Origin of the sequence: uncultured Nocardioides sp. (genome assembly GCF_947488025.1) — a bacterium.
Taxonomy (GTDB): domain Bacteria; phylum Actinomycetota; class Actinomycetes; order Propionibacteriales; family Nocardioidaceae; genus Nocardioides.
The window spans coordinates 108279-130504 of record NZ_CANKYS010000009.1; the positions used below are offsets into that span (position 1 = coordinate 108279).

The 22226-nt window shown below is 73.1% G+C and carries 21 protein-coding genes and 1 pseudogene; 16 read left to right on the plus strand and 6 right to left on the minus strand.

What is annotated here, in order from left to right; genetic code table 11:
- Nucleotides 1–454 precede the first annotated feature (454 nt).
- From Q1B24_RS15320 to Q1B24_RS15345, 6 genes are read left to right on the plus strand one after another with little or no spacing between them, the layout of a single operon-like run.
- The gene (locus tag Q1B24_RS15320) at nucleotides 455–2029 is read left to right on the plus strand and encodes a carboxyl transferase domain-containing protein (RefSeq protein WP_299930832.1); all 1575 of its coding nucleotides are present in this window, start codon (nucleotides 455–457) and stop codon (nucleotides 2027–2029) included.
- Between the two features lie 10 nt (nucleotides 2030–2039).
- Nucleotides 2040–4025, plus strand: coding sequence for a biotin carboxylase N-terminal domain-containing protein (locus tag Q1B24_RS15325; protein WP_299930482.1), 1986 nt, complete (start codon nucleotides 2040–2042; stop codon nucleotides 4023–4025).
- On the plus strand, nucleotides 4018–4965 hold the full coding sequence (locus tag Q1B24_RS15330; protein WP_299930484.1) for a hydroxymethylglutaryl-CoA lyase: 948 nt from the start codon (nucleotides 4018–4020) through the stop codon (nucleotides 4963–4965). Before Q1B24_RS15325 ends, Q1B24_RS15330 begins: the two co-directional genes overlap by 8 nt.
- Complete coding sequence (locus Q1B24_RS15335; RefSeq protein WP_299930487.1) at nucleotides 4962–6047, plus strand: hypothetical protein; 1086 nt, start codon at nucleotides 4962–4964, stop codon at nucleotides 6045–6047. Before Q1B24_RS15330 ends, Q1B24_RS15335 begins: the two co-directional genes overlap by 4 nt.
- A 29-nt stretch (nucleotides 6048–6076) precedes the next feature.
- A complete protein-coding gene (locus Q1B24_RS15340; RefSeq protein WP_299930490.1) occupies nucleotides 6077–7219 on the plus strand; it encodes a hypothetical protein in 1143 nt (380 codons plus the stop codon).
- Nucleotides 7216–8409: a hypothetical protein gene (locus Q1B24_RS15345; RefSeq protein WP_299930493.1), complete on the plus strand. Its 1194-nt coding sequence runs from the start codon at nucleotides 7216–7218 to the stop codon at nucleotides 8407–8409. Before Q1B24_RS15340 ends, Q1B24_RS15345 begins: the two co-directional genes overlap by 4 nt.
- 162 nt (nucleotides 8410–8571) lie before the next feature.
- Here the strand turns inward: Q1B24_RS15345 and Q1B24_RS15350 are convergent, their stop codons facing one another.
- Entirely contained in the window at nucleotides 8572–9249 is a 678-nt protein-coding gene (locus Q1B24_RS15350) for an EcsC family protein (protein WP_299930496.1), read from the minus strand.
- A gap of 224 nt (nucleotides 9250–9473) precedes the next feature.
- Between Q1B24_RS15350 and aat the strand changes: the two genes are divergently transcribed.
- The 3 genes from aat to Q1B24_RS15365 all read left to right on the plus strand — a co-directional run bounded on the left by aat (nucleotide 9474) and on the right by Q1B24_RS15365 (nucleotide 11192).
- Entirely contained in the window at nucleotides 9474–10163 is a 690-nt protein-coding gene (gene aat / locus Q1B24_RS15355; protein ID WP_366916516.1) for a leucyl/phenylalanyl-tRNA--protein transferase, read from the plus strand.
- Nucleotides 10164–10233: 70 nt separating this feature from the next.
- Nucleotides 10234–10725, plus strand: a complete 492-nt coding sequence (locus Q1B24_RS15360; RefSeq protein WP_299930500.1) for a hypothetical protein — start codon at nucleotides 10234–10236, stop codon at nucleotides 10723–10725.
- Between the two features lie 77 nt (nucleotides 10726–10802).
- Entirely contained in the window at nucleotides 10803–11192 is a 390-nt protein-coding gene (locus tag Q1B24_RS15365; RefSeq protein ID WP_299930503.1) for a ClpX C4-type zinc finger protein, read from the plus strand.
- Nucleotides 11193–11279: 87 nt separating this feature from the next.
- On the opposite strand, the gene Q1B24_RS15370 is transcribed toward Q1B24_RS15365, so the two are convergent.
- Entirely contained in the window at nucleotides 11280–12161 is an 882-nt protein-coding gene (locus tag Q1B24_RS15370; protein WP_299930506.1) for a DNA-formamidopyrimidine glycosylase family protein, read from the minus strand.
- 46 nt (nucleotides 12162–12207) lie between these two features.
- Here Q1B24_RS15370 and Q1B24_RS15375 point away from each other — a divergent pair, with 46 nt between their 5' ends.
- Both Q1B24_RS15375 and Q1B24_RS15380 read left to right on the plus strand, forming a co-directional pair.
- A complete protein-coding gene (locus Q1B24_RS15375; RefSeq protein ID WP_299930509.1) occupies nucleotides 12208–12471 on the plus strand; it encodes a hypothetical protein in 264 nt (87 codons plus the stop codon).
- A 57-nt stretch (nucleotides 12472–12528) separates the two neighbouring features.
- Nucleotides 12529–13719, plus strand: coding sequence for an ATP-binding protein (locus Q1B24_RS15380; protein WP_299930513.1), 1191 nt, complete (start codon nucleotides 12529–12531; stop codon nucleotides 13717–13719).
- A 122-nt stretch (nucleotides 13720–13841) separates the two neighbouring features.
- Here the strand turns inward: Q1B24_RS15380 and Q1B24_RS15385 are convergent, their stop codons facing one another.
- Nucleotides 13842–15263, minus strand: a complete 1422-nt coding sequence (locus Q1B24_RS15385) for an NAD(P)/FAD-dependent oxidoreductase (protein WP_299930516.1) — start codon at nucleotides 15261–15263, stop codon at nucleotides 13842–13844.
- A gap of 189 nt (nucleotides 15264–15452) precedes the next feature.
- On the opposite strand from Q1B24_RS15385, the gene Q1B24_RS15390 reads away from it, so the two are divergent.
- From Q1B24_RS15390 to Q1B24_RS15410, 5 genes are all read left to right on the plus strand, one after another.
- A complete protein-coding gene (locus tag Q1B24_RS15390) occupies nucleotides 15453–16460 on the plus strand; it encodes a TerC family protein (RefSeq protein WP_299930519.1) in 1008 nt (335 codons plus the stop codon).
- A gap of 207 nt (nucleotides 16461–16667) precedes the next feature.
- A complete protein-coding gene (locus Q1B24_RS15395) occupies nucleotides 16668–17144 on the plus strand; it encodes a DUF2087 domain-containing protein (RefSeq protein WP_299930522.1) in 477 nt (158 codons plus the stop codon).
- 18 nt (nucleotides 17145–17162) lie between these two features.
- Complete coding sequence (locus Q1B24_RS15400; RefSeq protein ID WP_299930525.1) at nucleotides 17163–17504, plus strand: UBP-type zinc finger domain-containing protein; 342 nt, start codon at nucleotides 17163–17165, stop codon at nucleotides 17502–17504.
- A 50-nt stretch (nucleotides 17505–17554) separates the two neighbouring features.
- On the plus strand, nucleotides 17555–18391 hold the full coding sequence (locus Q1B24_RS15405; RefSeq protein WP_299930529.1) for a glycerophosphodiester phosphodiesterase family protein: 837 nt from the start codon (nucleotides 17555–17557) through the stop codon (nucleotides 18389–18391).
- A gap of 10 nt (nucleotides 18392–18401) precedes the next feature.
- Entirely contained in the window at nucleotides 18402–19331 is a 930-nt protein-coding gene (locus Q1B24_RS15410; RefSeq protein WP_299930532.1) for a DUF5926 family protein, read from the plus strand.
- Between the two features lie 312 nt (nucleotides 19332–19643).
- Here the strand turns inward: Q1B24_RS15410 and Q1B24_RS15415 are convergent.
- From Q1B24_RS15415 to Q1B24_RS15425, 3 genes and pseudogenes are all read right to left on the minus strand, one after another.
- A pseudogene (locus tag Q1B24_RS15415) lies at nucleotides 19644–20447 on the minus strand (adenylate/guanylate cyclase domain-containing protein); the annotation flags it as partial.
- 5 nt (nucleotides 20448–20452) lie between these two features.
- Nucleotides 20453–20827: a cyclic nucleotide-binding domain-containing protein gene (locus tag Q1B24_RS15420; RefSeq protein WP_299930535.1), complete on the minus strand. Its 375-nt coding sequence runs from the start codon at nucleotides 20825–20827 to the stop codon at nucleotides 20453–20455.
- A 67-nt stretch (nucleotides 20828–20894) separates the two neighbouring features.
- On the minus strand, nucleotides 20895–22121 hold the full coding sequence (locus Q1B24_RS15425) for an arginine deiminase (protein ID WP_299930538.1): 1227 nt from the start codon (nucleotides 22119–22121) through the stop codon (nucleotides 20895–20897).
- Nucleotides 22122–22226 lie beyond the last annotated feature (105 nt).

Here is a 22226-nt window from a genome sequence, read left to right on the forward strand (position 1 = left end):
TAGTGCCTGCTAACCCCGCCCACGGTGCCCGTGGCGCGGGGAGCGGGATGAGGCGGTGCGGCGCCTCCGCGTCGGACAGCGGAATCACTCGTTCCTCCCCATTCACCCGGTTGCTCCAGTGGGCCGCAACCCCGCAGCGGCCCACTGACCCCCATTGATGCACCCGACTTGCATCGTAGATCGTAGGCGCTACACCCCTAGGTAGGAGCAGTGTCTACCCCAGTTTTGGGCAAAGATTCCCTCGGTGCGGTGTGTCTTGACCGCGGATTCCCGCACGGATGGTGTAGGTGACCTGCGCGATGCGCAGCCGTCCTCCCCTGCCGGGAGGACGGAGCGACCCTCCCGCCCGTCCGTCGCCGGGCTGCGGGTGCGGCGATGGACACGCCAGGTTAACGATCGCTAACCTGAGGGCGTGTCCGAGTCAGAGACCCCGACAGCAGGGGCGGCCCCCACCATGCGTGAGCTCGTCGACGACCTGCGTGCCCGGTTGGCGCGGGTGCGCCAGGGCGGGTCGGAGAGCGCGCGCAGGAAGCACACCGACCGCGGCAAGCTGCTGGCGCGCGACCGCGTCGACCGGCTGCTCGACCCGGGCAGTCCCTTCCTCGAGCTCGCCCCGCTGGCCGCCTACGGGATGTACGACAGTGGGACCGGGGGAGGCCGGGGCGACGACTACGCCGTGCCCTCCGCCGGCGTGGTGGCGGGCATCGGCCGGGTGTCTGGTCGTGAGTGCGTCATCGTGGCCAACGACGCGACGGTCAAGGGCGGCACCTACTACCCGATGACGGTCAAGAAGCACCTGCGGGCGCAGACCATCGCCGCGGAGAACCGGCTGCCGTGCATCTACCTGGTGGACTCGGGCGGCGCGTTCCTGCCGATGCAGGACGAGGTGTTCCCGGATCGCGAGCACTTCGGGCGGATCTTCTTCAACCAGGCCAACCTCTCCGCCGCCGGGATCCCGCAGATCGCGAGCGTGATGGGCTCGTGCACCGCGGGCGGGGCCTACGTCCCCGCGATGTCGGACGAGACGGTGATCGTGCGCAACCAGGGCACGATCTTCCTCGGCGGCCCGCCGCTGGTGAAGGCCGCGACCGGTGAGGTCGTCACGGCCGAGGACCTCGGCGGCGGTGACGTGCACGCCCGCACCTCCGGCGTGGTCGACCACCTCGCCAACGACGACGCCCACGCCCTCGACATCGTCCGCAGCGTCGTCGCCACGCTGCCCCCGGCCCGACCCGCGCGGGAGGCGGCCGCGGAGGTCGAGGAGCCGCACGAGCCCGCGGAGTCGCTCTACGACGTCGTGCCGACCGACACCCGGACGCCGTACGACGTCCGCGAGGTGATCCGCCGCGTCGTCGACGGCAGCAGGTTCCACGAGTTCAAGAAGCTCTACGGCGACACCCTGGTCTGCGGCTTCGCCCGGATCTGGGGCCACGAGGTCGGCATCGTCGCCAACAACGGGATCCTCTTCAGCGAGTCGGCGCTCAAGGGCGCCCACTTCATCGAGCTGTGCAACCAGCGGAAGATCCCGCTGGTCTTCCTGCAGAACATCACCGGCTTCATGGTCGGGCGCGAGTACGAGAACAACGGCATCGCCCGCGACGGCGCGAAGCTCGTCACCGCGGTCGCCTGCTCGGTGGTCCCCAAGTTCACCGTCGTCATCGGCGGCTCCTTCGGTGCCGGCAACTACGGCATGTGCGGGCGCGCCTACGACCCGCGCTTCCTGTGGATGTGGCCCAACGCCCGCATCTCCGTCATGGGTGGCGAGCAGGCCGCCGGGGTGCTCGCCACCGTCCGCCGCGACGGGCTCGAGGCTCGCGGCGACGAGTGGTCCGCGGAGGACGAAGAGGCCTTCAAGGCGCCGATCCGCGAGCAGTACGAGACCCAGGGATCGCCCTACTACGCCAGCGCCCGCCTGTGGGACGACGGCATCATCGACCCCGCCGACACCCGCCGCGTGCTGGGGATGGGGCTGGCCGCCACGGCGTACGCGCCGATCCCCGAGCCCCGCTACGGCATCTTCAGGATGTGAAGGACCTCCGATGAACACCCTCCTGATCGCCAACCGCGGCGAGATCGCCCGCCGCGTCATCCGGACCGCCCGCCGGCTCGGGTGGAGCACCGTCGCTATCCACACCGACCTCGACGTCGGTGCGCCTCATGTCGGCGAGGCCGACCGGGCGGTGCGGGTGGAGTCCTACCTCGACATCGACGCGGTCGTCGCGGCCGCGCGGGAGTCCGGCGCCGGGTTCGTGCACCCGGGCTACGGCTTCCTGTCCGAGCGGGCGCCTTTCGCGCGGGCGCTGGCCGAGGCGGGCATCACCCTGGTCGGCCCGAGCGCCGACGTCATGGACGCGATGGGCCGCAAGGACGCCGCCCGTGACGTCGCCGTGGCCGCCGGGGTGCCCGTCGTGCCGTCGTACGACCTCGCCGGTCCCGACGCCACCGACCCGGCGTCGTTCGCCTACCCCGTGCTGGTGAAGGCCGCGGCCGGCGGCGGCGGCAAGGGCATGCGGGTGGTGCGCAGCGCGAGCGAGTACGACGAGGCCTTCGCGGCCGCGCAGCGCGAGGCCCGCTCGTCCTTCGGCGACGACACGATCCTCATCGAGAAGTACGTCGAGTCCGGCCGCCACATCGAGGTGCAGGTCATGGGCGACACCCACGGCACGGTGCTGCATTTCTTCGAGCGCGACTGCTCCACCCAGCGCCGGCACCAGAAGGTGCTGGAGGAGGCCCCCGCGCCCACGATCAGCCCCGAGCAGCGCTCCGCGATCACCAGCGCGGCCGTCGCGCTGGCGCAGCAGTGCGGCTACACCGGCGCCGGCACGGTCGAGTTCCTGCTCGACAACGCCACCGGCGAGTTCTACTTCCTCGAGATGAACACCCGCCTCCAGGTCGAGCACCCGGTCACCGAGGAGGTCGTCCGGGTGCGGACCGACCAGGGGCGCGAGCGGGTCGACCTCGTCGAGCTGCAGCTGCGCGTCGCGACCGGCGAGCCGCTCGGTCTCGCCCAGGACGACGTCACCCTCGAGGGCCACGCGATCGAGGCCCGCGTCTACGCCGAGGACTCCTTCAACGGCTTCCTGCCGCAGGCCGGTCGGGCCGGCCACGTGTCGTGGGGCGCGGCCTTCGGCTCCGGCGCCCCCCGCTTCGGCCCGTCCCTCCACGACGCCGGCGGGAGGAACGTCCGGATCGACCACGCGCTGGAGCCCGGCCAGGAGGTCTCCACCTCCTTCGACCCGATGCTGGGCAAGGTCATCGCCTGGGGAGCCGACCGCTCCGAGGCGCTGTCCCGCCTGATCTGGGCGCTCGACCGGGTCGCGATCATGGGCCTCACGACCAACACCGGGTTCCTGCGAGCCCTCGCGGACACCGCGGAGTTCCGCGAGGCCACGATCGACACCGCCTGGCTCGACCACCACGAGGTCGAGCCGCCGTCCCGCGAGCTGGCGCGAGTGCTGGCCGCGCTGATGCTCGCCCCGTCGAGTGCCGAGGCCGTCGACGCGCCGACCTCGCCGTGGCACGCCGACGGCTTCCGGCTCGGCGCCGACCCGGCGCCCGTGCTGGTCCGCCTGGACGAGACCGTCCCGGTCACCGAGGACCGGGTGGGCGAGCACGCCGTCCGCTGGCTCGGCGGCCAGCGGCTGCGGGGCGGCATCGGCTCGGTGTCCGCGGAGGTGGACGGCGAGCACCACGACGCCACCGCCACCCAGGTCGGGCGCACCGTCGAGGTGGCCCACCGCGGGCAGCGCCACGTCTTCCACGTCCCCGACCCCTTCGCCGACCACGGCCCCGAGGTCGGCGACGGCACCCTGCTCGCGCCGATGCCCGGCACCGTCCTCGCGGTCCACGTCGCCGAGGGCCAGGCCGTGGCCGAGGGTGAGACGCTGGGAGTCATGGAGGCGATGAAGATGGAGCTCGCGCTCAAGGCGCCCTTCGCCGGCACGGTCACCACGGTCGGATCCGCGACCGGGGACCTCGTCAAGCTCGGCGCAGTGCTGTTCGTCGTGGAGCCCGCCGATGGCTGAGCTGCCGATGACCGTCCGAGCCGACGGCCTCCCCGAGCGGGTCACCATCTACGAGGTCGGCCCCCGCGACGGACTGCAGAACGAGCAGGCGATCGTCCCGGTCGCGGTCAAGGCCGAGTTCGTACGACGCCTCCTGGCCGCGGGACTTCCGATCGTCGAGGCCACCAGCTTCGTGCACCCGACGTGGGTGCCGCAGCTCGCGGACGCCGCCGAGCTGATGGCCGAGCTCGGCGAGGCCGGGCGGCACCTGCCCGTGCTGGTGCCCAACGAGCGCGGCCTCGACCGGGCGCTGGAGCTCGGGCTCGAGCACATCGCGATCTTCGGCAGCGCGACCGAGACCTTCGCGACCAAGAACCTCAACCGCACCTTCGACGAGCAGTTCGCGATGTTCGAGCCCACCGTGGCGCGGGCGCGCGAGGCGGGCCTGGACGTGCGGGCCTACGTCTCGATGTGCTTCGGCGACCCGTGGGAGGGCGCGGTGCCGATCGAGCAGGTCGTCACCGCCGGCACCCGGCTGCTCGACCTCGGCGCGAGCCAGCTCAGCATCGGCGACACGATCGGCGTCGCGACCGCCGGGCACGTCACGGCCCTCGTCGCCGCCTTCGTCGAGGCGGGCGTCGGCACCGACCGGCTGGCGATGCACTTCCACGACACCTACGGCCAGGCGCTCGCCAACACCTTCTCCGCCCTGCAGTCCGGCATCACCACCTTCGACGCGAGCGCCGGCGGCCTCGGCGGGTGCCCCTACGCCAAGTCGGCCACCGGCAACCTCGCCACCGAGGACCTCGTCTGGATGCTGACCGGCCTCGGGATCGAGCACGGGGTCGACCTCGAGGCCGCCGTCGCGACCAGCACGTGGATGGCCGCCCAGCTCGGCCGCCCCAGCCCCAGCGCCGTCGTACGCGCCCTCGGTGGGGGACTGGCACAATCAGCGCCATGAGCCGCGTCGTCCACCTCCACATCGGCGCCCCCAAGACCGGCACGACCTACCTGCAGGACCGGCTGCTGCTCAACACCGCCTCCCTGGCGCGTCACGGCGTGACCATCCCGGGCCCGCGCGGCGGGCGGTCCGACATGTTCCACTTCCGGGCGGCGCTCGACCTGCTCGACCAGGACTGGGGCGGCGCACCCGGGCACGCCGAGGGCGCGTGGGACGCGATGATGCGGCGCGTGCAGCGCGCCGACGGCAACGTCGTGATCAGCCACGAGATCCTCGCCGGCGCCAAGCCCGACAAGGTGGCCAAGGCGATGAACGACCTCGCCGGCCACGAGGTGCACCTCGTCTACTCCGCGCGTGACCTCGGCCGGCAGCTGCCCGCCGCCTGGCAGGAGTCGATCAAGCAGGGCCGCAAGTGGCCCTTCAAGCGCTTCCTCACCAAGGTCGAGCGCAGCCAGACCTGGTTCTTCAACGCGATGGACCTGCCGACCGTGCTCGAGCGCTGGGGCGCCAGGCTGCCCCCCGAGCGGGTGCACGTCGTCACCGTCCCGCACGACCGCGGCCCCAACGGCGACGAGCTGTGGCTGCGGTTCTGCCGAGCGTTCAGCATCGACCCCGCGTGGGCACCGCTCGACTCCGAGCGGGACAACCGGTCGCTCGGCATCGCGGAGACCTCGCTGCTGCGCAAGCTCAACCGGCGCCTCGAGCTCGGCCTGTGGCGCGACCCGGCGTACGACGCCCTCATCCGCGAGCTGCTCGCCCAGCAGGTGCTGGTCTCCCGCAAGGCGATCCCGGTGCGGCTGCCGCCCGACCGCTACGACTTCGCCGAGCAGCAGGCCGACGCCTGGATCGAGTGGATCAAGGGCAGCGGCGTCGACGTGGTCGGCGACGTGGAGGACCTCCGCCCGCGCCGCCCTGCCGAGGGCGAGAAGTGGAGGGACCCCGACCGGGTGCGCGCCAAGCTCGAGCTCGGTGCCGCACTCGACGCCCTGACCGTGATGACGCAGGAGGCCGCCAACCGCGCCGCCACCGACACGGTGGGCGGCCGGATCCGCGACGTCGCGCGCCGGCTGCGGGACCGGTGACCGCCAGCGCCACCCGACCGGCAGGGTCCGTGCACGGGTGGGTCGCCCACCTGCGCGCCGGCGGTACGACGCCGTGGCTGGCGTGGACCGACCCGTCGACCGACCCCGGCTCCGACCCGACCTCGGGAGGTCGCGCCCTCCCCGGCGCCCAGCAGCTCGAGCTCCTGCGCCGCATCAACCTCGCCCTCGAGTCGAGTGCGCGGCCCCGCGGCGACCACGACCACCTGCGCACTCGACTCGCCGACCGCGTGCTCGCCGCACCGGCGGCCGGTCGCGGGAAGGCCGACCTGCCGCTGGTGGGCGCCGCGTCGGGCGGGTTCGGCGCCCAGCCGGTCGACCCCGCGACGGTCAGTGCCCACGAGCTGCTCCGGGTGGCGAGCACGCTGCTCGCCGACGACCTCGTCGCCCTCGGGCCGGACCCGGTGCGGCGGGGCGTGCCCCGGCCCTGGCGGCGCCGGTTCCGGCTGGTCGGCGACCCGGTCGTCGCCACCGCCGCACGCGAGCACCTGCTCGGACGCGGCCGTCCCGAGGGCGGCCCCCGGCCCTTCGTCGTGGCCGTCGGCGGCCCGCTCGACGAGCTGCTCGCCCACACCTGGACGCAGCGGTGCTTCGAGCACGGCAGCCGGCCGTGGGCCGACTGGCTGCGGTTCTGGCGCGAGCGCGACCAGCTGCCGGCCCGCGCCGACCTCGACGACTCGATCCACCGCTGGGGCGGGCGCCGGCCCTACGTCCGGGTGGTGACCGACCTCGCCCAGCTGCCCGAGCACCTGGGCGTACGCCGCCTGCCGGAGGTCCGGGTGTCGGGCGCCGACCAGGCCGAGCTGGCGCGCCGGATCTCGGCCGTCGTGGGCATCCGCGTCCCGGTCGGCGAGCGGCCGGCCCTGATGCGGACGCTGCAGAAGCGGATGCCCGACAGCGGCGTCGCGCCCGTCGTCGTACCCCCGACGGAGCACGACTGGGTCGCGTCGTCCGCGGCGCGCACGACCCGCGCCCTGACCCGCGCTGGCTACCCTGTCGTCGGCGACCTCGCCGACCTCGCACCCCGTGCGCCGGGCCTCACCGGCCTGTCCCGGCACGGCGGCGCCGACGACCGGCAGGTGCTGGACCTGGCGATCCGGATGATCGTCGACACCGGCTGGCGCGCGGGCCGGGAGAGGAGCGTGGAGCGGTGAGCAGGCGGGTGCTGCTGCACGTGGGCTGCCCGAAGACCGGCACGTCCTACCTCCAGGACGTCCTCTTCCGCAACCAGGAGGTCCTGCGCGAGCACGACATCCTCTACCCCGCCGACCGGTTCGACGCCCACTTCCTCGCCGCGCTCGACCTGATGACGCTGCCGTGGGGCGGCATCGAGACCGAGGCCGTCGGCGCGTGGGACCGGCTCGCCGCCGCGGTGCGCGAGTGGCACGGCACCTCGATCGTCAGCCACGAGATCTTCGCGCGGGCGACCCCGACGCAGGTGGAGCGGGCGCTGGCCTCGCTCGGCGACGCCGAGGTCCACCTCGTGCTGTCGGCGCGCGACCTGGTGCGCCAGGTCCCGGCCGAGTGGCAGGAGAACGTCAAGCACCGCAGCCACATCACGTACGCCGAGTTCCTGCGCACCATCCGCGACCCCGCCCGCGACTCCCGCATCGGATCGTGGTTCTGGGCGGTCCAGGAGCTCCCCGACATCCTCGAGCGGTGGGGCTCCTCGCTGCCGCCCGAGCACGTGCACCTGGTCACGCTGCCCCCGCCGGGAGCGGACCGTGGCGAGCTGTGGCGCCGCTTCTCCCGGACGTTCGGGCTCGACGGGCTGCCGCTCGACCTCACCGCCGAGCGGGAGAACCCGTCCCTCGGCGTCCCCGAGACCTCCCTGCTGCGCACCATCAACGAGCGCGTCACCTCGATCATCGCGCCGCCCGACTACCGCCCCCTGGTCCGCGAGACGCTCGCCCACCAGACGCTGTCGCGGAGCGTGGCCTCGGCCCGGCTCGGCCTCGCGCCGGCCGACCACGCGTGGGCGCGCGAGCTCTCGCAGCGCTGGATCGAGGTGCTCGACGAGCGCGGCTACGACGTCGTCGGTTCGCTCGACGACCTGCTGGGTCCCGACGCCGGCACCTTCGCCGATCCCGACACCGCGACGGCCGAAGAGCTGCTGCCCCCCGCCCTCGACGCGATCAGCGCCCTGCTCGTGGAGGGCGCACGCCTGCGGGCGGTCGAGGAACGGCTGCACCGCGAGCTGCGCGAGGCGCACGAGGAGCTCGAACGCACCCGGGCGACCACGGCCTACCGGGCCCGGCGCAAGGTGGTGACAACCCTGGAGGGCAGCCCCGCCGGCCGGGGCTCGCTCGACGCCTACCGGCGCCTGCGCGGCCGCAAGGGCTGAACAGACGACTCCGGGGCGGCGCCCGCCCTCGTCGGGGACTCCCCGCTCGAGCGGGGACTCCGCCACTTCGAGGCCGTTGCAACCCCCTCCAGGTGTCGGACTACCACTACCAGTGGGCGGTTCCGGGGCCGGACGGCCGTTCAGCCGGCGTACGACGACGCGTCAGCGCCTCCGCGGCAGCAGCTCCCGATCGGCGTAGCGGCCGATGCGCCAGGTCATGAAGCCGTCGGCGCCCATGCCGACCACGCCGCCGACGATCGGCACCCGCCGGGCCACGGTGGTCGCCAGCCGCTTGCCGGCCACGCGCGCGACGATGTCGCTCGCGACGGTCGCCGAGATGGTGCCGTCGATGGTGGGGTCGTGGACCGGTGCGGTGGCGATCGCCATCGGCGTGCTGGGCAGCTTGCGCTTCTTCACCAGCTCGCCGACCTGGTCCTCGCCGAGCATGGTGGCCAGGACGGCGTTGCGCACGCGCGGGTCGGTCAGGTCGTGACCGCGCAGGTGGGCGATGCCCGCGACCATCCGGCACTGGATGATCGCCAGCCCGGTCACGTTGGCGGGGATCGCGACCGCCATCGTGACCAGTCCGCCGACGTTGGTGGCGAAGCCCTGGGCGCCGGCGATGCGTACGTTGTTCTCGATGACCTCGTGGATCGCCCGCTCGACGTCGCCGCGCTGCTCGCTCAGCTGCTTGTCGGCCGCGTCGGCCGCCGGCGCGAGCGGTCCGATGCCGTCGATCGCCCGGTTGAGGGCCTCGCGCACGAAGCCGCCGGTCACCCCCGGTGCGAGGTCGGTGATCCGGGGGGCGAGCTGCCGCCCGACGGTCTGCTTCAGGCCCATGGCCCGATCGTACGGTCGGCGGCCCAGCACGGGGCGTGGCGGGAGGTCGCCGAGCTGCCGCACGTGCTGCGGGTGTGGCCCCGGATCAGGCGTCTCGGGGGCCACGACCGCCGCACGTGCGGACACGTGTCCGCGATGTCGCCCCGGATCCGGGGGCGCGGGGGCAAGATCTCGGACACGTGTCCGGTCCCGGGAGGGTTTGCCCGTTCGCTAGCGTGCGAAGCGTGCCCATCGCCCCCGCTCCGACGCCGTGGGCCTTCCCGCCGAGCTCGACGTGGGACCCCGACGACGACCTGGTCGCGCTGGGCGCCGACCTCGAGCCGGGCACGCTCGTCACCGCCTACGGGCTGGGGCTGTTCCCGATGCCGGTGACCCTGGACGGCGAGGAGCACCTCGGCTGGTTCTCGCCCGTGGAGCGGGGCGTGCTGCCGCTCGAGGGGCTGCGGGTGTCGAGGTCCCTGCGGCGTTCGGCGCGCGACCTCGAGATCCGCATCGACACCGCCTTCGACGACGTGGTGGACGCGTGCGGGAGCCCGGACCGCGCCGACGGCTGGATCACGCCGGAGTTCCGGCACGCCTACGGCCGCCTCCACCGGCTGGGCTGGGCCCACTCGGTGGAGGCCTGGCGCGACGACCGGCTGGTGGGCGGGCTCTACGGCGTCAGCATCGGCGGGCTGTTCGCCGGCGAGTCGATGTTCCACCGCGAGCGGGACGCGTCCAAGGTCGCGCTGCTGGCGCTCGTCGACCTGCTGCGCGACGACCACGCCGAGCGTCGCGTGCTCGACGTGCAGTGGCAGACCCCGCACCTCGCGTCCCTGGGCGTCGTACGACGTCCGCGCGCGGACTACCTCGACTCGCTCAGGCGGAGCCTCGACGTCCCGCTGCCCAGACCGTTCCGAGTGGACGACGAGTGACCGGCCACGGGAGGGTGGGCCGATCGTGACGCGACCCGGCGTGGGACGCGTCCCACCCGAGGGGGAGTCCATGAGCGTCCGAGCCCGCCTGACCCTGACCAGCGCCGTGCTGCTGGTCGGCACCGTCACCTCCGCCTGCGGGGGAGGGGGGAGCGGCGCCCCCAGCGACGCGAGCACGGACGGCTTCTGCGAGGCGGCCAACAGCCTGATGTCCGACCTGGCGCCCGAGGACACGACCACCCCGGAGCTGCCCAGCGACGAGGACATGGCCCAGGCGGTCAAGGACTGGGCCTCGCGGATGGAGGAGGTCGGGACCCCCGAGGACATCCCCGACGACGCACGGAAGGGCTTCGAGGCGGTCGTCGACCAGGCCAAGGAGATCGACGCCGCCGACTTCTCGATGGAGAACCTCGAGGACCTCGAGAAGGGCGGCGCCGACGCCTCGCAGGAGGTCGAGGAGCAGGCCGACGCCTTCGGCGACTACCTGACCGAGACGTGCGGCAACCCGATGGACGACATCGAGATGCCCGAGCTGCCCGAGATCCCCGAGACGACCGAGTGAGCGCCGCCGCGCCCGTACGGCGTGGTGCCGGCACTCGACGTACGATTGCCACCGGTGACGCAGAGGGAGGACGTGCCATGGCGATCACGCGCGAGGGCAGGATCTGCTCCTTCTGTGGCGAGCCCGGAGGCCCCGGCACCGACCTGCGCCTGATCGGCGGTCTCGGCGCCCAGGTGTGCGCGTCGTGCGTGGACGACTTCCACGCGATCATCCACGACGAGAAGGCCATCGCGGCGGTGAGCGGTCCCTTCCCGTGGGAGCGGATGGACGACGCCGAGCTGCTGGCGACGCTGCCGCAGATCCTCGCCTCCGCCGAGCAGAACACCGCGTTCGCCCACGAGTGGGTCGACCTGCTCCGCAGCCGCAACATCTCCTGGGCGGAGATCGGGCGGGCCCTCGGGGTGTCCCGGCAGGCCGCCTGGGAAAGATTCTCGCGCCGGTCGGGCGACAAGCACGCCACTGCGTGAGAGCATTCGGTCGACGTCAGGGTATCCTTGACGAGCGAGGCGTCGGCCGGGCTGTCACGGGGGTGAGCCCGGCCGACGCCTCTGCTGCTACTTGAGCAGCTTGGACAGGCGCCGGTCGGCGAGTGGCTTCCCGCCCGTCTGGCAGGTCGCGCAGTACTGCAGGCTCGAGTCGGCGAACGACACCTCGCGCACCACGTCCCCGCAGACCGGACAGGCCTGCCCGGTGCGGCCGTGGACGGCGAGGTTGCTCTTCTTCTCGCCCTTGAGCTCGGCTGCCGCGAGCCCGCTCGAGCGCTGGACCGCGTCGCCCAGGGTCGTGCGCACGGCGTCGTACAACGTCTGCAGCTCGGCCTCGTCGAGGCTGTTGGCCGGCTTGAACGGGGACATCCGCGCGGCGTGGAGGATCTCGTCGGAGTAGGCGTTGCCGATGCCGGCGACGATGGACTGCATGCGCAGGACGCCCTTGACCTGCTTGCGGCCCTCGGCCTCGAGGATCTGCTGCAGCACCTCGATGGTGAAGTCGTCGGAGAGCGGGTCGGGCCCGAGTCGGGCGATGCCCTCGACCTCCTGCGGGTCGCGGACGACGTAGATCGCGAGACCCTTGCGGGTCCCGGCCTCGGTGACGTCGAGGCCGGGCTGGGTCTCGAGCTCGGGGTCGTCGATGACGATGCGGGCGGCGAGCGGGTTCTTGGAGTTGGGCCTGGCCGGAAGGGCGGGCACCTCGTCGCGCCACCGGATCCAGCCGGCGCGCGCGAGGTGGATGACGAGGTGCACCCCACTCGCGTCGATGTCGAGGAACTTCCCGTGCCGGGTGACGTCGTCGACGAGCGTGCCGTGCAGCGCGTGGAGCGGCGGGTCGAAGGTCTTGAGCGCGCTGAAGGCGGCGAGGTCGATGCGGCTGATCGCCCGGCCGACCAGGCGACGGCGCAGGTCCTGGGCGAGGGCTTCGACCTCGGGCAGCTCGGGCACGGACGCCAGTCTAGGCAACCGCTTGTGGGACGGGTCACAATGGAACATGGCCCAGCAGCGCACGCCTCGCACCCGGACGGTCTTCCTCGACCCCCGCGGTGAGGACCGCTCGCTGCGCGTGACGTGGCACCACGACCGGCAGCTCGTGGTGCTGTCGCTGTGGCGCGACAACGTCTGTGCCGGCACCTTCCGGCTCGCGGCCGACGAGGTGCCCGACCTGATCGCGATGCTGCGCCGGGGGCTCGACGAGGCGTACGACGCCGCCCGCGAGCGTGTCGGGCGGCTCGACCGGCCCAGCGAGGCCGGCTGACTCGCCGACTATCCGGCGATCTAGGGATCGGACTAGATTGCCGAATAGGGTCTGATCGTGGACCCGATCCGGAACCCCTACGCCCCCGGCGCAGGTCAGCGCCCGCCCGAGCTCGCCGGTCGTGACGAGCAGCTCGCCGCGTTCGGTGTCGTCCTGGAGCGGGTGGCCAACGGCCGCCCCGAGCGCAGCCTCGTGCTCACCGGACTGCGCGGGGTCGGCAAGACCGTCCTCCTCAACGCCCTGCGCGGTGCGGCCGTGCGCAAGGGCTGGGGCACCGGCAAGCTCGAGGCCCGTCCCGGCCAGGGGCTGCGCCGGCCCCTGAGCAGCGCGCTGCACCAGGCCGTCCGCGAGCTGGGTCACCGCGACGAGGAGTCGGTCGACCACGTCCTCGGCGTGATCAAGTCCTTCGCGCACCGCGACGCGGGCGCAGGGGCCAGGCTGAAGGACCAGTGGAGCCCGGGCATCGACGCCGCCGCCGTACGCGGCCGGGCCGACTCCGGCGACATCGAGATCGACCTGGTCGAGCTCTTCACCGACCTCGGCGGGCTGGCGGCCGACGTCGGCAAGGGCATCGGCATCTTCATCGACGAGATGCAGGACCTCGGTCCCGACGACGTGTCGGCACTGTGTGCCGCCTGCCACGAGCTCAGCCAGTCCGGCCTGCCGGTGATCGTCGTCGGCGCCGGCCTGCCGCACCTGCCAGCCGTGCTGAGCGCGAGCAAGTCCTACAGCGAGCGGCTCTTCCGCTACCAGCGCATCGACCGGCTCTCCCGCGAGGCCGCCGACCGCGCGCTCGAGGCGCCCGCCGCCGACGAGGACGCGGCGTACGACCCCGACGCGCTCGCGGCGATGTACGACGCGACCGGCGGCTACCCCTACTTCATCCAGGCCTACGGCAAGGCCGTGTGGGACCTCGCGCCGCGCTCACCGATCACGGCCGCCGACGTCGCCGTCGCCGCGCCCGAGGCCGAGTCGGAGCTCGCGGTCGGCTTCTTCGGCTCGCGCTACGAGCGCGCCACCCCGGGGGAGCGCGACTACCTGATGGCGATGGCCGACGTCGCCGTCGCCCTCGACGAGCCCGACTCGGTCCCGAGCGCCGACGTCGCCGCCGCGCTCGGCAAGAAGCCGCAGTCGCTCTCCCCGGCGCGCGACTCGCTGCTCAAGAAGGGCCTCGTCTACTCCGGCGAGCGCGGCCGCATCGCCTTCACCGTCCCGCACTTCGGGCGCTACCTCCGCGAGCGCGGCTGAGCCCAGCCTGTTGGTCGAGGAGGTCGCGCAGCGACCGTCACGAGACCCCTCAGCCTTGGTCGCCGGTCGGTCCGGGTCTCGTGACAGGCGCCAAGGCGCCTTCCTCGACCAACGGTGGGCGGTCAGGCGGACGGCGGCGGCGTGCGGAAGGAGGGCGGCAGCTCCTCGAGGAGCCGGAGCCAGAGCTCCGAGGCGGTGGGGTACGACGGCACGGCGTGGCGCAGCACGTGCACCGGGACGCCGCCGGTGATGGCGACCGTCGCCGCGTGGATCATCTCCCCCGACTCGGGGCCGACGAAGGTCGCGCCGAGCAGCAGGCGGGTGTGGGCGTCGACGACGAGCTGGGCGTCGCCGGCGACGTGGTCGCGCAGGAGCGCCGTGCCGGACGCCGAGGAGGTCGGCACCCGGGTCACCACCACCTCGTGACCGGAGTCGCGCGCCTGGGCCTCGGTGAGCCCGACGCTCGCGACCTCGGGCTCGGTGAAGACGACCTGCGGGACCGGAGCCTCGCGGTCGGGCTCCCAGGCCACCTCGCCCGCCGCGGCGGCCGCGATCCGGGCACCGACGACGCGCGCCTGGTGCTTGCCCCAGTGGGTGAGGGGCGGTCCGCCCGAGGCGTCGCCGACGACGTGCAGCCACTCGGGCAGCCGGCCCCCGGTGACGTCGTCCGCCGTCAGGCCCACCGACGACAGGCCCAGGTCGTCGAGCCGCGGGCTCCGGCCGATCGCGAGCAGCACCTCGTCGGCCTCGAGCTCGCCGCGGGTGGTGGTCAGCGTGACGGGGCCGCCGTGGATGCGTCCGGTGCCGGTGGCCTCGGGGGCCGAGCGGCGTACGTCCTCCACGGAGGTGCCGAGCCGGACGCTCACGCCGCGCTCGCGCAGGCCGGCCAGCACGGCCTCGCCGGCGAAGGGCTCGGTCCGGCTCAGCAGTCGCGGGCCGCGGACGACGAGCGTCACCGACGAGCCGAGCGCGGCCATCCAGGTCGCCGCCTCGCACGCGACGACGCCGCCGCCGACGACGACCAGCCGGTCAGGCACCTCCACCACGCCGGTGGCGTCGCGGGAGTCCCACGGCAGCGCGTCGGCGTACTCCTCGGGGACGTGCGCCGCGCTGCCCGTGGCGATCACCACGGCCCGTCGCGCCCGGAGGAGCACGTCGTCGCCATCGGTCGACGAGACGCGCACGTCCCGCTCGCCGACGAGCCGCGCGTCACCGCGTACGACGTCGAGGCCGGCGCCCTTCGCCCAGTCCGCCTGGCCGGAGTCGTCGTAGTGGGAGACCCACGTGTCGCGGCGCTCGAGCAGCGCCTTGGCGGCGACGTGCGCCGTCGAGACTCCCGGCAGGTCGGCCGTCACGGCAGCCACCGCCACCGGGCGCAGCAGCGCCTTGCTCGGCATGCACGCCCAGTAGCTGCACTCGCCGCCGAGCAGCTCGCGCTCGACGAGGACGGCCGTCATGCCGGTGCCCTCCACGGCGTACTGCGCGGCGTTCTCCCCGGCGGGGCCGGCCCCGATGACCACGACGTCGTACTCGACTGTCTCCATGCCGGGGACGATACGGGGCGCCAGTGGATGGGAGGTCCGCTTGCCCGTTCAACTAAACTACGCGGCGAGGGGAGTACCCCACCAACGCTCGTCGGTCACTACGGCGCCTCAGCAGGCGCCCCGGCGAGCGGCCGTCCCAGCACAGCGGGCGGCGGGGGAGACCTCAGGACACCCATCCTGAGGAGACCCATGTCGTCCATCGCGTCCCCCACCCTGTGGTTCATCACCATCGGAGTGGTGCTCGCCCTGCTCGTCGTCGACTTCATCGCCACCCGGCGCCCGCACGAGGTGAAGATGAAGGAGGCCATCGGCTGGTCGGCGTTCTACGTCGCGCTGCCGCTGGCCTTCGGCCTCTACGTCTGGAACGTCCACGGCGGCGACCGTGGACTGGAGTACTACACCGGCTACCTCGTCGAGAAGACGTTGAGCGTCGACAACCTGTTCGTCTTCATGCTGCTGCTCGCCGCGTTCGCGGTGCCGGAGGTGCTCAAGCAGCGGGTGCTGCTCTACGGCATCATCGGCGCGCTCGTGCTGCGCGGCATCTTCATCGCCCTCGGCGCGGCCGCGCTGTCCCGCTTCGACTGGGTCTTCCTGATCTTCGGCGCGATCCTGCTGCTCACCGGCGTCAAGCTGCTGCGCGACGCGATCCGCGGCCAGGAGCACGAGGTCGACGTCGCCGAGATGCGCGTGGTCAAGGTGATGCGCCGCTTCATGCCGGTCTCCGACGACTACGAGGGCACCCGCTTCACCGTCCTGCAGAAGGGCCGCCGTGCCCTGACGCCGTTCGCCCTCGTCACCGTCGCGGTGCTCGCGACCGACGTCGTCTTCGCCGTCGACTCGGTGCCCGCGGTCTACGGCATCACCGGCGACCCCTACCTGGTCTTCGTCACCAACGCCTTCGCCCTCCTCGGCCTGCGTGCGCTCTACTTCGTGCTCGAGGGTGCGCTCGGCGCGCTGCGGCACCTCAGCTACGGCCTCGCCGCGATCCTGGGCTTCATCGGCTTCAAGCTCGTGCTGCACTGGGCCCACCTGGTCTGGCCGTCGGTCCCCGACGTGCCGACGCTGATGTCGCTCTTCGTGATCCTCGGCATCCTGGGCGTCACCATCGCCACCAGCCTGTGGGCCAACAAGCGGGCCGACAAGCGGCAGGCGGCCGGCACCCCGGTCGACGAGCCGGAGGTCGTCGAGACCCGCTGACGCCGCCGGAAAGTGCTTTGCCGTCGACGGTGGGTCCCTGGGAGACTCACCGCCGAGGGCGACGTCCGCCGCCCAGCCCGACGCGCCGGCCCCAGTCCGCGCACACGGCGAAGGGGAGCAGATCCTCGGACGCATCCGTGAGTCAGGTTCGTCGACGCCCGCTGCAGCGGCGTACTGGGGGCGCAGCGCAGCCGAAGGTGATCGACCGTGACCAGGAACAGTGACTTCAAGCAGGTCGTCCGCGCCCGGATGGCCGCGACCGGCGAGGGCTACACCGCTGCGCGGGCCGCGCTCGAGCGGGAGGCGTACGACGCCGCCCGTGCCGAGCAGCAGCGTCTCGTCGGCCGGCTCTTCACCGGCGGCCGCATCGAGCGGGTGCCGGCGAAGCGCAAGGTACGCGCGGGGGTGCTGCTCGAGGTGCTCAGCCGCTTCGAGCCGGGCCGCGACTACTCCGAGCCCGAGGTCAACGAGGTGCTCCTCGGGGTGCACGAGGACTTCGCCTACCTGCGCCGCGAGCTGGTGAACTACCACTACCTCGAGCGTGGGGACGGCCGCTACCGCACGGCCTCGCAGGCACCGCCCCGCACGGCGGTCGAGCGGCAGGAGATCCCGGCCTGGGAGGCTCACTGGCTGCCCGGCTTCCTCTCCGGAGAGGGAGCCGGGGCCTTCCGCCGCGGGCGGTGACGGTGCAGGCTGGGGGGCATGACGGCAGGCATCGATCCCGCAGCGACCCCGTCGGGCACCGGGTGCGTGGAGTGCGAGCAGGACGGCGGCTGGTGGGTCCACCTGCGCCGGTGCGCCCAGTGCGGGCACGTCGGCTGCTGCGACTCCAGCCCCGCCCAGCACGCGACCGCCCACCACGAGGCGACCGGCCACCCGGTGGTGCAGAGCTTCGAGCCCGGCGAGGACTGGTTCTGGGACTACAGCCGCTCCGTCGGGGTGGAGGGGCCCCGGCTGGCCGACCCGCAGAGCCGGCCCGACGACCAGACCGTCCCCGGCCCGGCCGACCGGGTGCCTGACGACTGGCGCGACCACGTCCACTGACGCCTGCAGGGGTGACGTGTCGCGCGCGGTCTGCGTGCCATGCTCAGGCCATGCGACGTACGCCGCGCACGCGCCGCGACCGGACGCCCCCTGACCGGACGTCGGGTGACCGGCCCCAGGTCGTGGCCCACCGTGGCAGCAGCCACGAGACCGCCGAGCACACGCTCGCCGCCTACGTGAAGGCCCTCGACGAGGGCGCCGACGCGCTGGAGTGCGACGTCCGGCTGACGGCCGACGGGCACCTCGTGTGCGTGCACGACCGCGACCTGCGGCGTACGACGTCCACGCCCGGGATCGTGTCGACGATGAACCTCGCCGAGCTCGACGAGCTCGACTTCGCCTCGTGGAAGAACCCGTGGTCCGACCTCGACGACGAGGCGCCGGCCCGCGACCCGGACGCCGGCAAGGTGCTCACCCTCCGCAAGCTGCTCCAGACCGTCGCCGACTACGACCGCCACGTCGAGCTCGCCGTGGAGACCAAGCACCCCACCCGCTTCGGCGGGTTGGTCGAGCGGCGCCTGGTCGAGCTGCTGGGCGACTTCGGGTGGGACCGCGCCGGGTCGCCCGCCCGCGTGATGAGCTTCTCGCTCAGCGCCGTCAACCGCGTACGCCGTCTCGCGCCCGGGCTCGACGTCGTGATCCTGGTCGAGAAGGCGCACCACTGGCCGGTGCTGCGGCCCGTGGTCGGCGACGACTGGATCGTCGGCCCCGGGATCAAGGAGCTGCGCGACCACCCCGGGCTCGGTCGGCACCTGCGCAAGGAGGGTCGCGAGATCCACGTGTGGACGGTGAACACCGCCGAGGACCTCGACCTGTGCCTCGACCTCGGCGTCACCGCGGTCATCACCGACCGGCCGGCCTACATGCTGGAGCTGCTGGGCGGATAGGTTCTGGGCTATGGCCAAGAAGTCCCGCAAGAGCGCCCCGTCCGCACCCGCCGCCGGCGAGGTCGGCCCCCGCCAGCCCTGCCCCTGCGGCTCGGGCAAGCGCTACAAGGCCTGCCACGGTGCAGCCGGCGGTGCCGCGCCGACCTTCGTCGCGCGCCCGTTCGAGGGCATGCCGAGCGAGTGCGACGTCATCGCCCTGCGCGAGCTGGTCCCGGCCGCGACGGCGCCGCTGACCCTCAAGGAGGGCGAGCGCACCGTCCGCCTCGCGACGCTCCTGCCCGGGGCCGCCCCGGCGATGGTGCGCGACTCGGGCGACATCTGGCTGGGCCTGCAGGTCCAGCACTCCTACGGCAACCCGGCCCGCGACCTCGGCGCCGTCCTCGAGGCCGCGCTGGCCACCGAGGAGCCCGGCATCGTCGGGCTGATGAGCGCGCCCGGCGACGGCCCGAGCATCCAGGACCTGATCAGCGACACCAGCCTCGACATCACGGTGCACGACGGCTTCGAGTACTGGATCGACGACATCCCCGAGCGCGACGCGAGCATGGAGGCCGCGCTCGAGCAGGCCAACAGCGGCGTGATGCCGACCAGCCGGCTGACCTCGGTCGAGGCGGCGTACTGGACCAACGTCGGGACCAAGGAGCACCTGCGCTGGGTCATGCCGCACCCCGAGGACGAGCTCCTCGACGCGCTCGCCCGACTGCACGCTGCCGGCAAGGATTCCGTGGCCGAGGGGTCCCGGTTCGTCGGGATGTTCCGTGCCCACGGCCTGCTGGCCCCGGTCTGGGACCTGCCGGTCGGTACGGGCGCCGAGGTCCTCGAGGAGCCGGCGGCGCGGTTCGCGGCCGACCTGGAGAAGGCCCTGCAGGGCGGAGACCTGAGCGCCGAGGAGCGGTCCGCGCGGGCCGGACTCGCCAACCGCCAGGTGACGATCCGGTAAGGCCGGGTCCACCATCTGACCACGGCTCGAACACAACGGATCCAACGGTTGTGCGGGCCGTCCGGGGCGGAGTAGATTCGTCACTGCCCGGTCGTTGTTGTTTCCCCCGTCAACAACGACCGGGCTTTCACGTCTCCGTCGCCCTGACGCGCCAGGCCTCGAGGTGGGTGAACCCCTTGGCCGAGATCCGGCGCGCACGCCGGAACCGCCACGCGTCCCCCTCGTCGCTCGCCAACGCCTCGTGCACCCCGCGTCGACCAGCACGCTGCCGGGCCGCGCGGCCGACGTCAGGCGGGAGGCGGCGTTGACCGTCGAGCCGAAGACGTCACCGAGGCGTCGTACGACGGACCCGTGCGCGATGCCGGCCCGCACGGCCGGAAAGGGGTCCTCGGCGTCCGCCCCGCGCGCGGTCAGCGCGAGGGCCACCTCCACCGCGGCGGCCGGGTCGGCGACGGTGAACAGCACCTCGTCGCCGATCGTCTTGATCACCTGGCCGCCGTGGTCGACCACGAGCGTCGTCGTGTCCTGCTCGAAGCCGTCGACCCACCGCACCAGCTCGGGCCCGTCGAGGCTGCGGCTCTGCGTGGTGTAGCCGACGATGTCGACGAAGCCCACCGACAGCTGCGACTCGGTGGTGGTCAGGGTGCTGGCGTCCTCGAGCAGGTGCTCGGCCGCGCTGGCCAGGTGGCGCCGCCAGACGTAGCCCTGCAGGGCCTCGACGCGGGGGAGCACCTCGCTCACCAGCTCGGTGAGGCCGGCCGGACCGGCGCTCGGGTCGCTGTCGTCGACGGCCAGCCCGGCGAGCAACGTCGTCTGCCACTCGGCGAGGCGGGCGTAGCTGCGGCCCCAGGTCCGCACCAGCGCTGCCTGCGACTCCGGTGGCAGGATCCCGATCCGCACCAGCTCGGCGGAGAGGCGCAGGGCCTCGACGTCGCTCTCGGCGAACGCGACGTCTTCGTCGGTGCGGTGGGGGAACCCGAGCTGGTGCCACAGGGTGACGGCGAGGTCGAGCGGCACCCCGGCGCGCTCGGCCACCTCGACGCGGGTCAGGCTCGGCTCCTCGCCGAGGAGGAGGGCGCCCAGCGCCCGGGTGTCGTCGGGCCCGGCCCCGCCCATCCGCCTCAGCTCCCCTCGAGGCGCCGGGCTGCCGCCGCGCGGAGGGCGGCGCCGAAGGCCGGCACCTGCTCGACCAGCTGATGGATCGTGTCGCTCGTGAAGTGGACGACCCGGAGCGGTGTCAGGGCGACGACGGTCGCCGATCGCAGGGTGCGGTTGACGATGGCCGCCTCGCCGACGACGGAGCCGGGTCCGAGGGTGGCGATCTCGACACCACCCCTGCGGACCGACACCTCGCCCTCGGTGATGAGGTACGCCTTGTCGGCCGGGGTGCTCTCGGCGATGGGCGACCAGCCCTGCGGCAGCGTGAGCGGACGACCGGCTGCCAGCACGCGTTCGACGTCGGCGGGCCCGAGCCCGTCCAGGATCGAGTCAGTCATGCCTCGTCAACGAAGCACACCGGCGAACGTGACGCGCCGGTCCGGTCCGGTCGGCGTCAGTCCGGCGTCAGTCCGCGTGCAGGGGCTCGCGGGAGATCGGGCAGCTCATGCAGCGCGGGCCGCCACGCCCCGAGCCGAGCTCCGACCCGGCGATCCGGACGACCTCGATCCCGGCGTCCTCGAGCCGGTCGTTGGTCTCGTCGTTGCGCTCGTAGGCGACCGCCACCCGCGGCGCGAGGGCCAGGGTGTTGTTGCCGTCGTCCCACTGCTCGCGCTCGGCGGTGACCGGGTCGAGGCCGGTGTCGATCTGGTGGAGGGTGTCGATCTGCATGGCCTTGGCCGCGGCGACGAGGAAGGGCTCGTAGTCGCTGACGCTCAGGCTGAGGTCGGACTCGCCCGAGCCCGGGTCGTCGAGGGTGACGGTCACGGCGCGGAGCGTGTCGGCGACGTTGGGGTACATCACGACCTTGTCGACGTCGACCATCGTGCAGACGGTGTCGAGGTGCATCGTCGCGCGCTCCTGCGCGATCGGCACGGCCAGCACGGTGTGGGCGAGGTCGGCGTGGAAGACCTGGCGGGCGAGCCGCTCGACCCCGGCGGGCGTCGTACGCTCCCCGACGCCGACGGCGATCACGCCCGGCGCCAGGAGCAGGACGTCGCCGCCCTCGACGTGCTCGTTGTGCCAGCCGTGGATCTTGCGGGTGCCGGCGAAGCGCGGGTGCTCGGTGTAGATCAGCTCGGTCAGCTGCGTCTCGCGCTTGCGGGCCGGCATCGCGAGGCTGGTGACGGCCACCCGGTCGCGCACCCACACGCTCGAGTCGCGGGTGAAGAGCAGGTTGGGCAGCGGGTCGATGAGGAAGTCGTGGGGGTCGAGCAGGCTGGTGACGAGCCCGTGCCCGCCCTTGACCTCGTCGTTGCGGATGCCCGCGGTCAGGACGTCGGTCAGCTCGGCCGGCGCGAGGTCGCGCAGCGCCTGCGCGAGGTAGCGGCGCATGGTGTCGCCGAGGTGCAGCCCCGACAGTGCGCTCGTGATGGCGTGGTTGCGGGCCATCTCGCTCTCGAGCGTCTCGGTGAGCAGCTCGGTCAGGTAGAGCACCTCCACGCCGCGGTGGCGCAGCGTCTCCGCGAACGCGTCGTGCTCCTCCTGCGCCCGGCTCACCCACGGGATGCCGTCGAACAGCAGCCGGTCGTTGTTGCGGGGCGTGAGGCGCTTGAGCTCGTTGCCGGGGCGGTGGAGCATGACGGTGGCCAGGCGGCCGACCTCGCTGTCGGCTCCGTGCGGGGTGGTGACCATAGGCGGGACTCTAGCGCTGCCGTGCGCGGGCGTCGTGCGCGGAAGCGGCGCTCACCCGCCGCGCACGTGCGGCGGATCTGGCCCCGAAACGGGCGAATCGAGGGC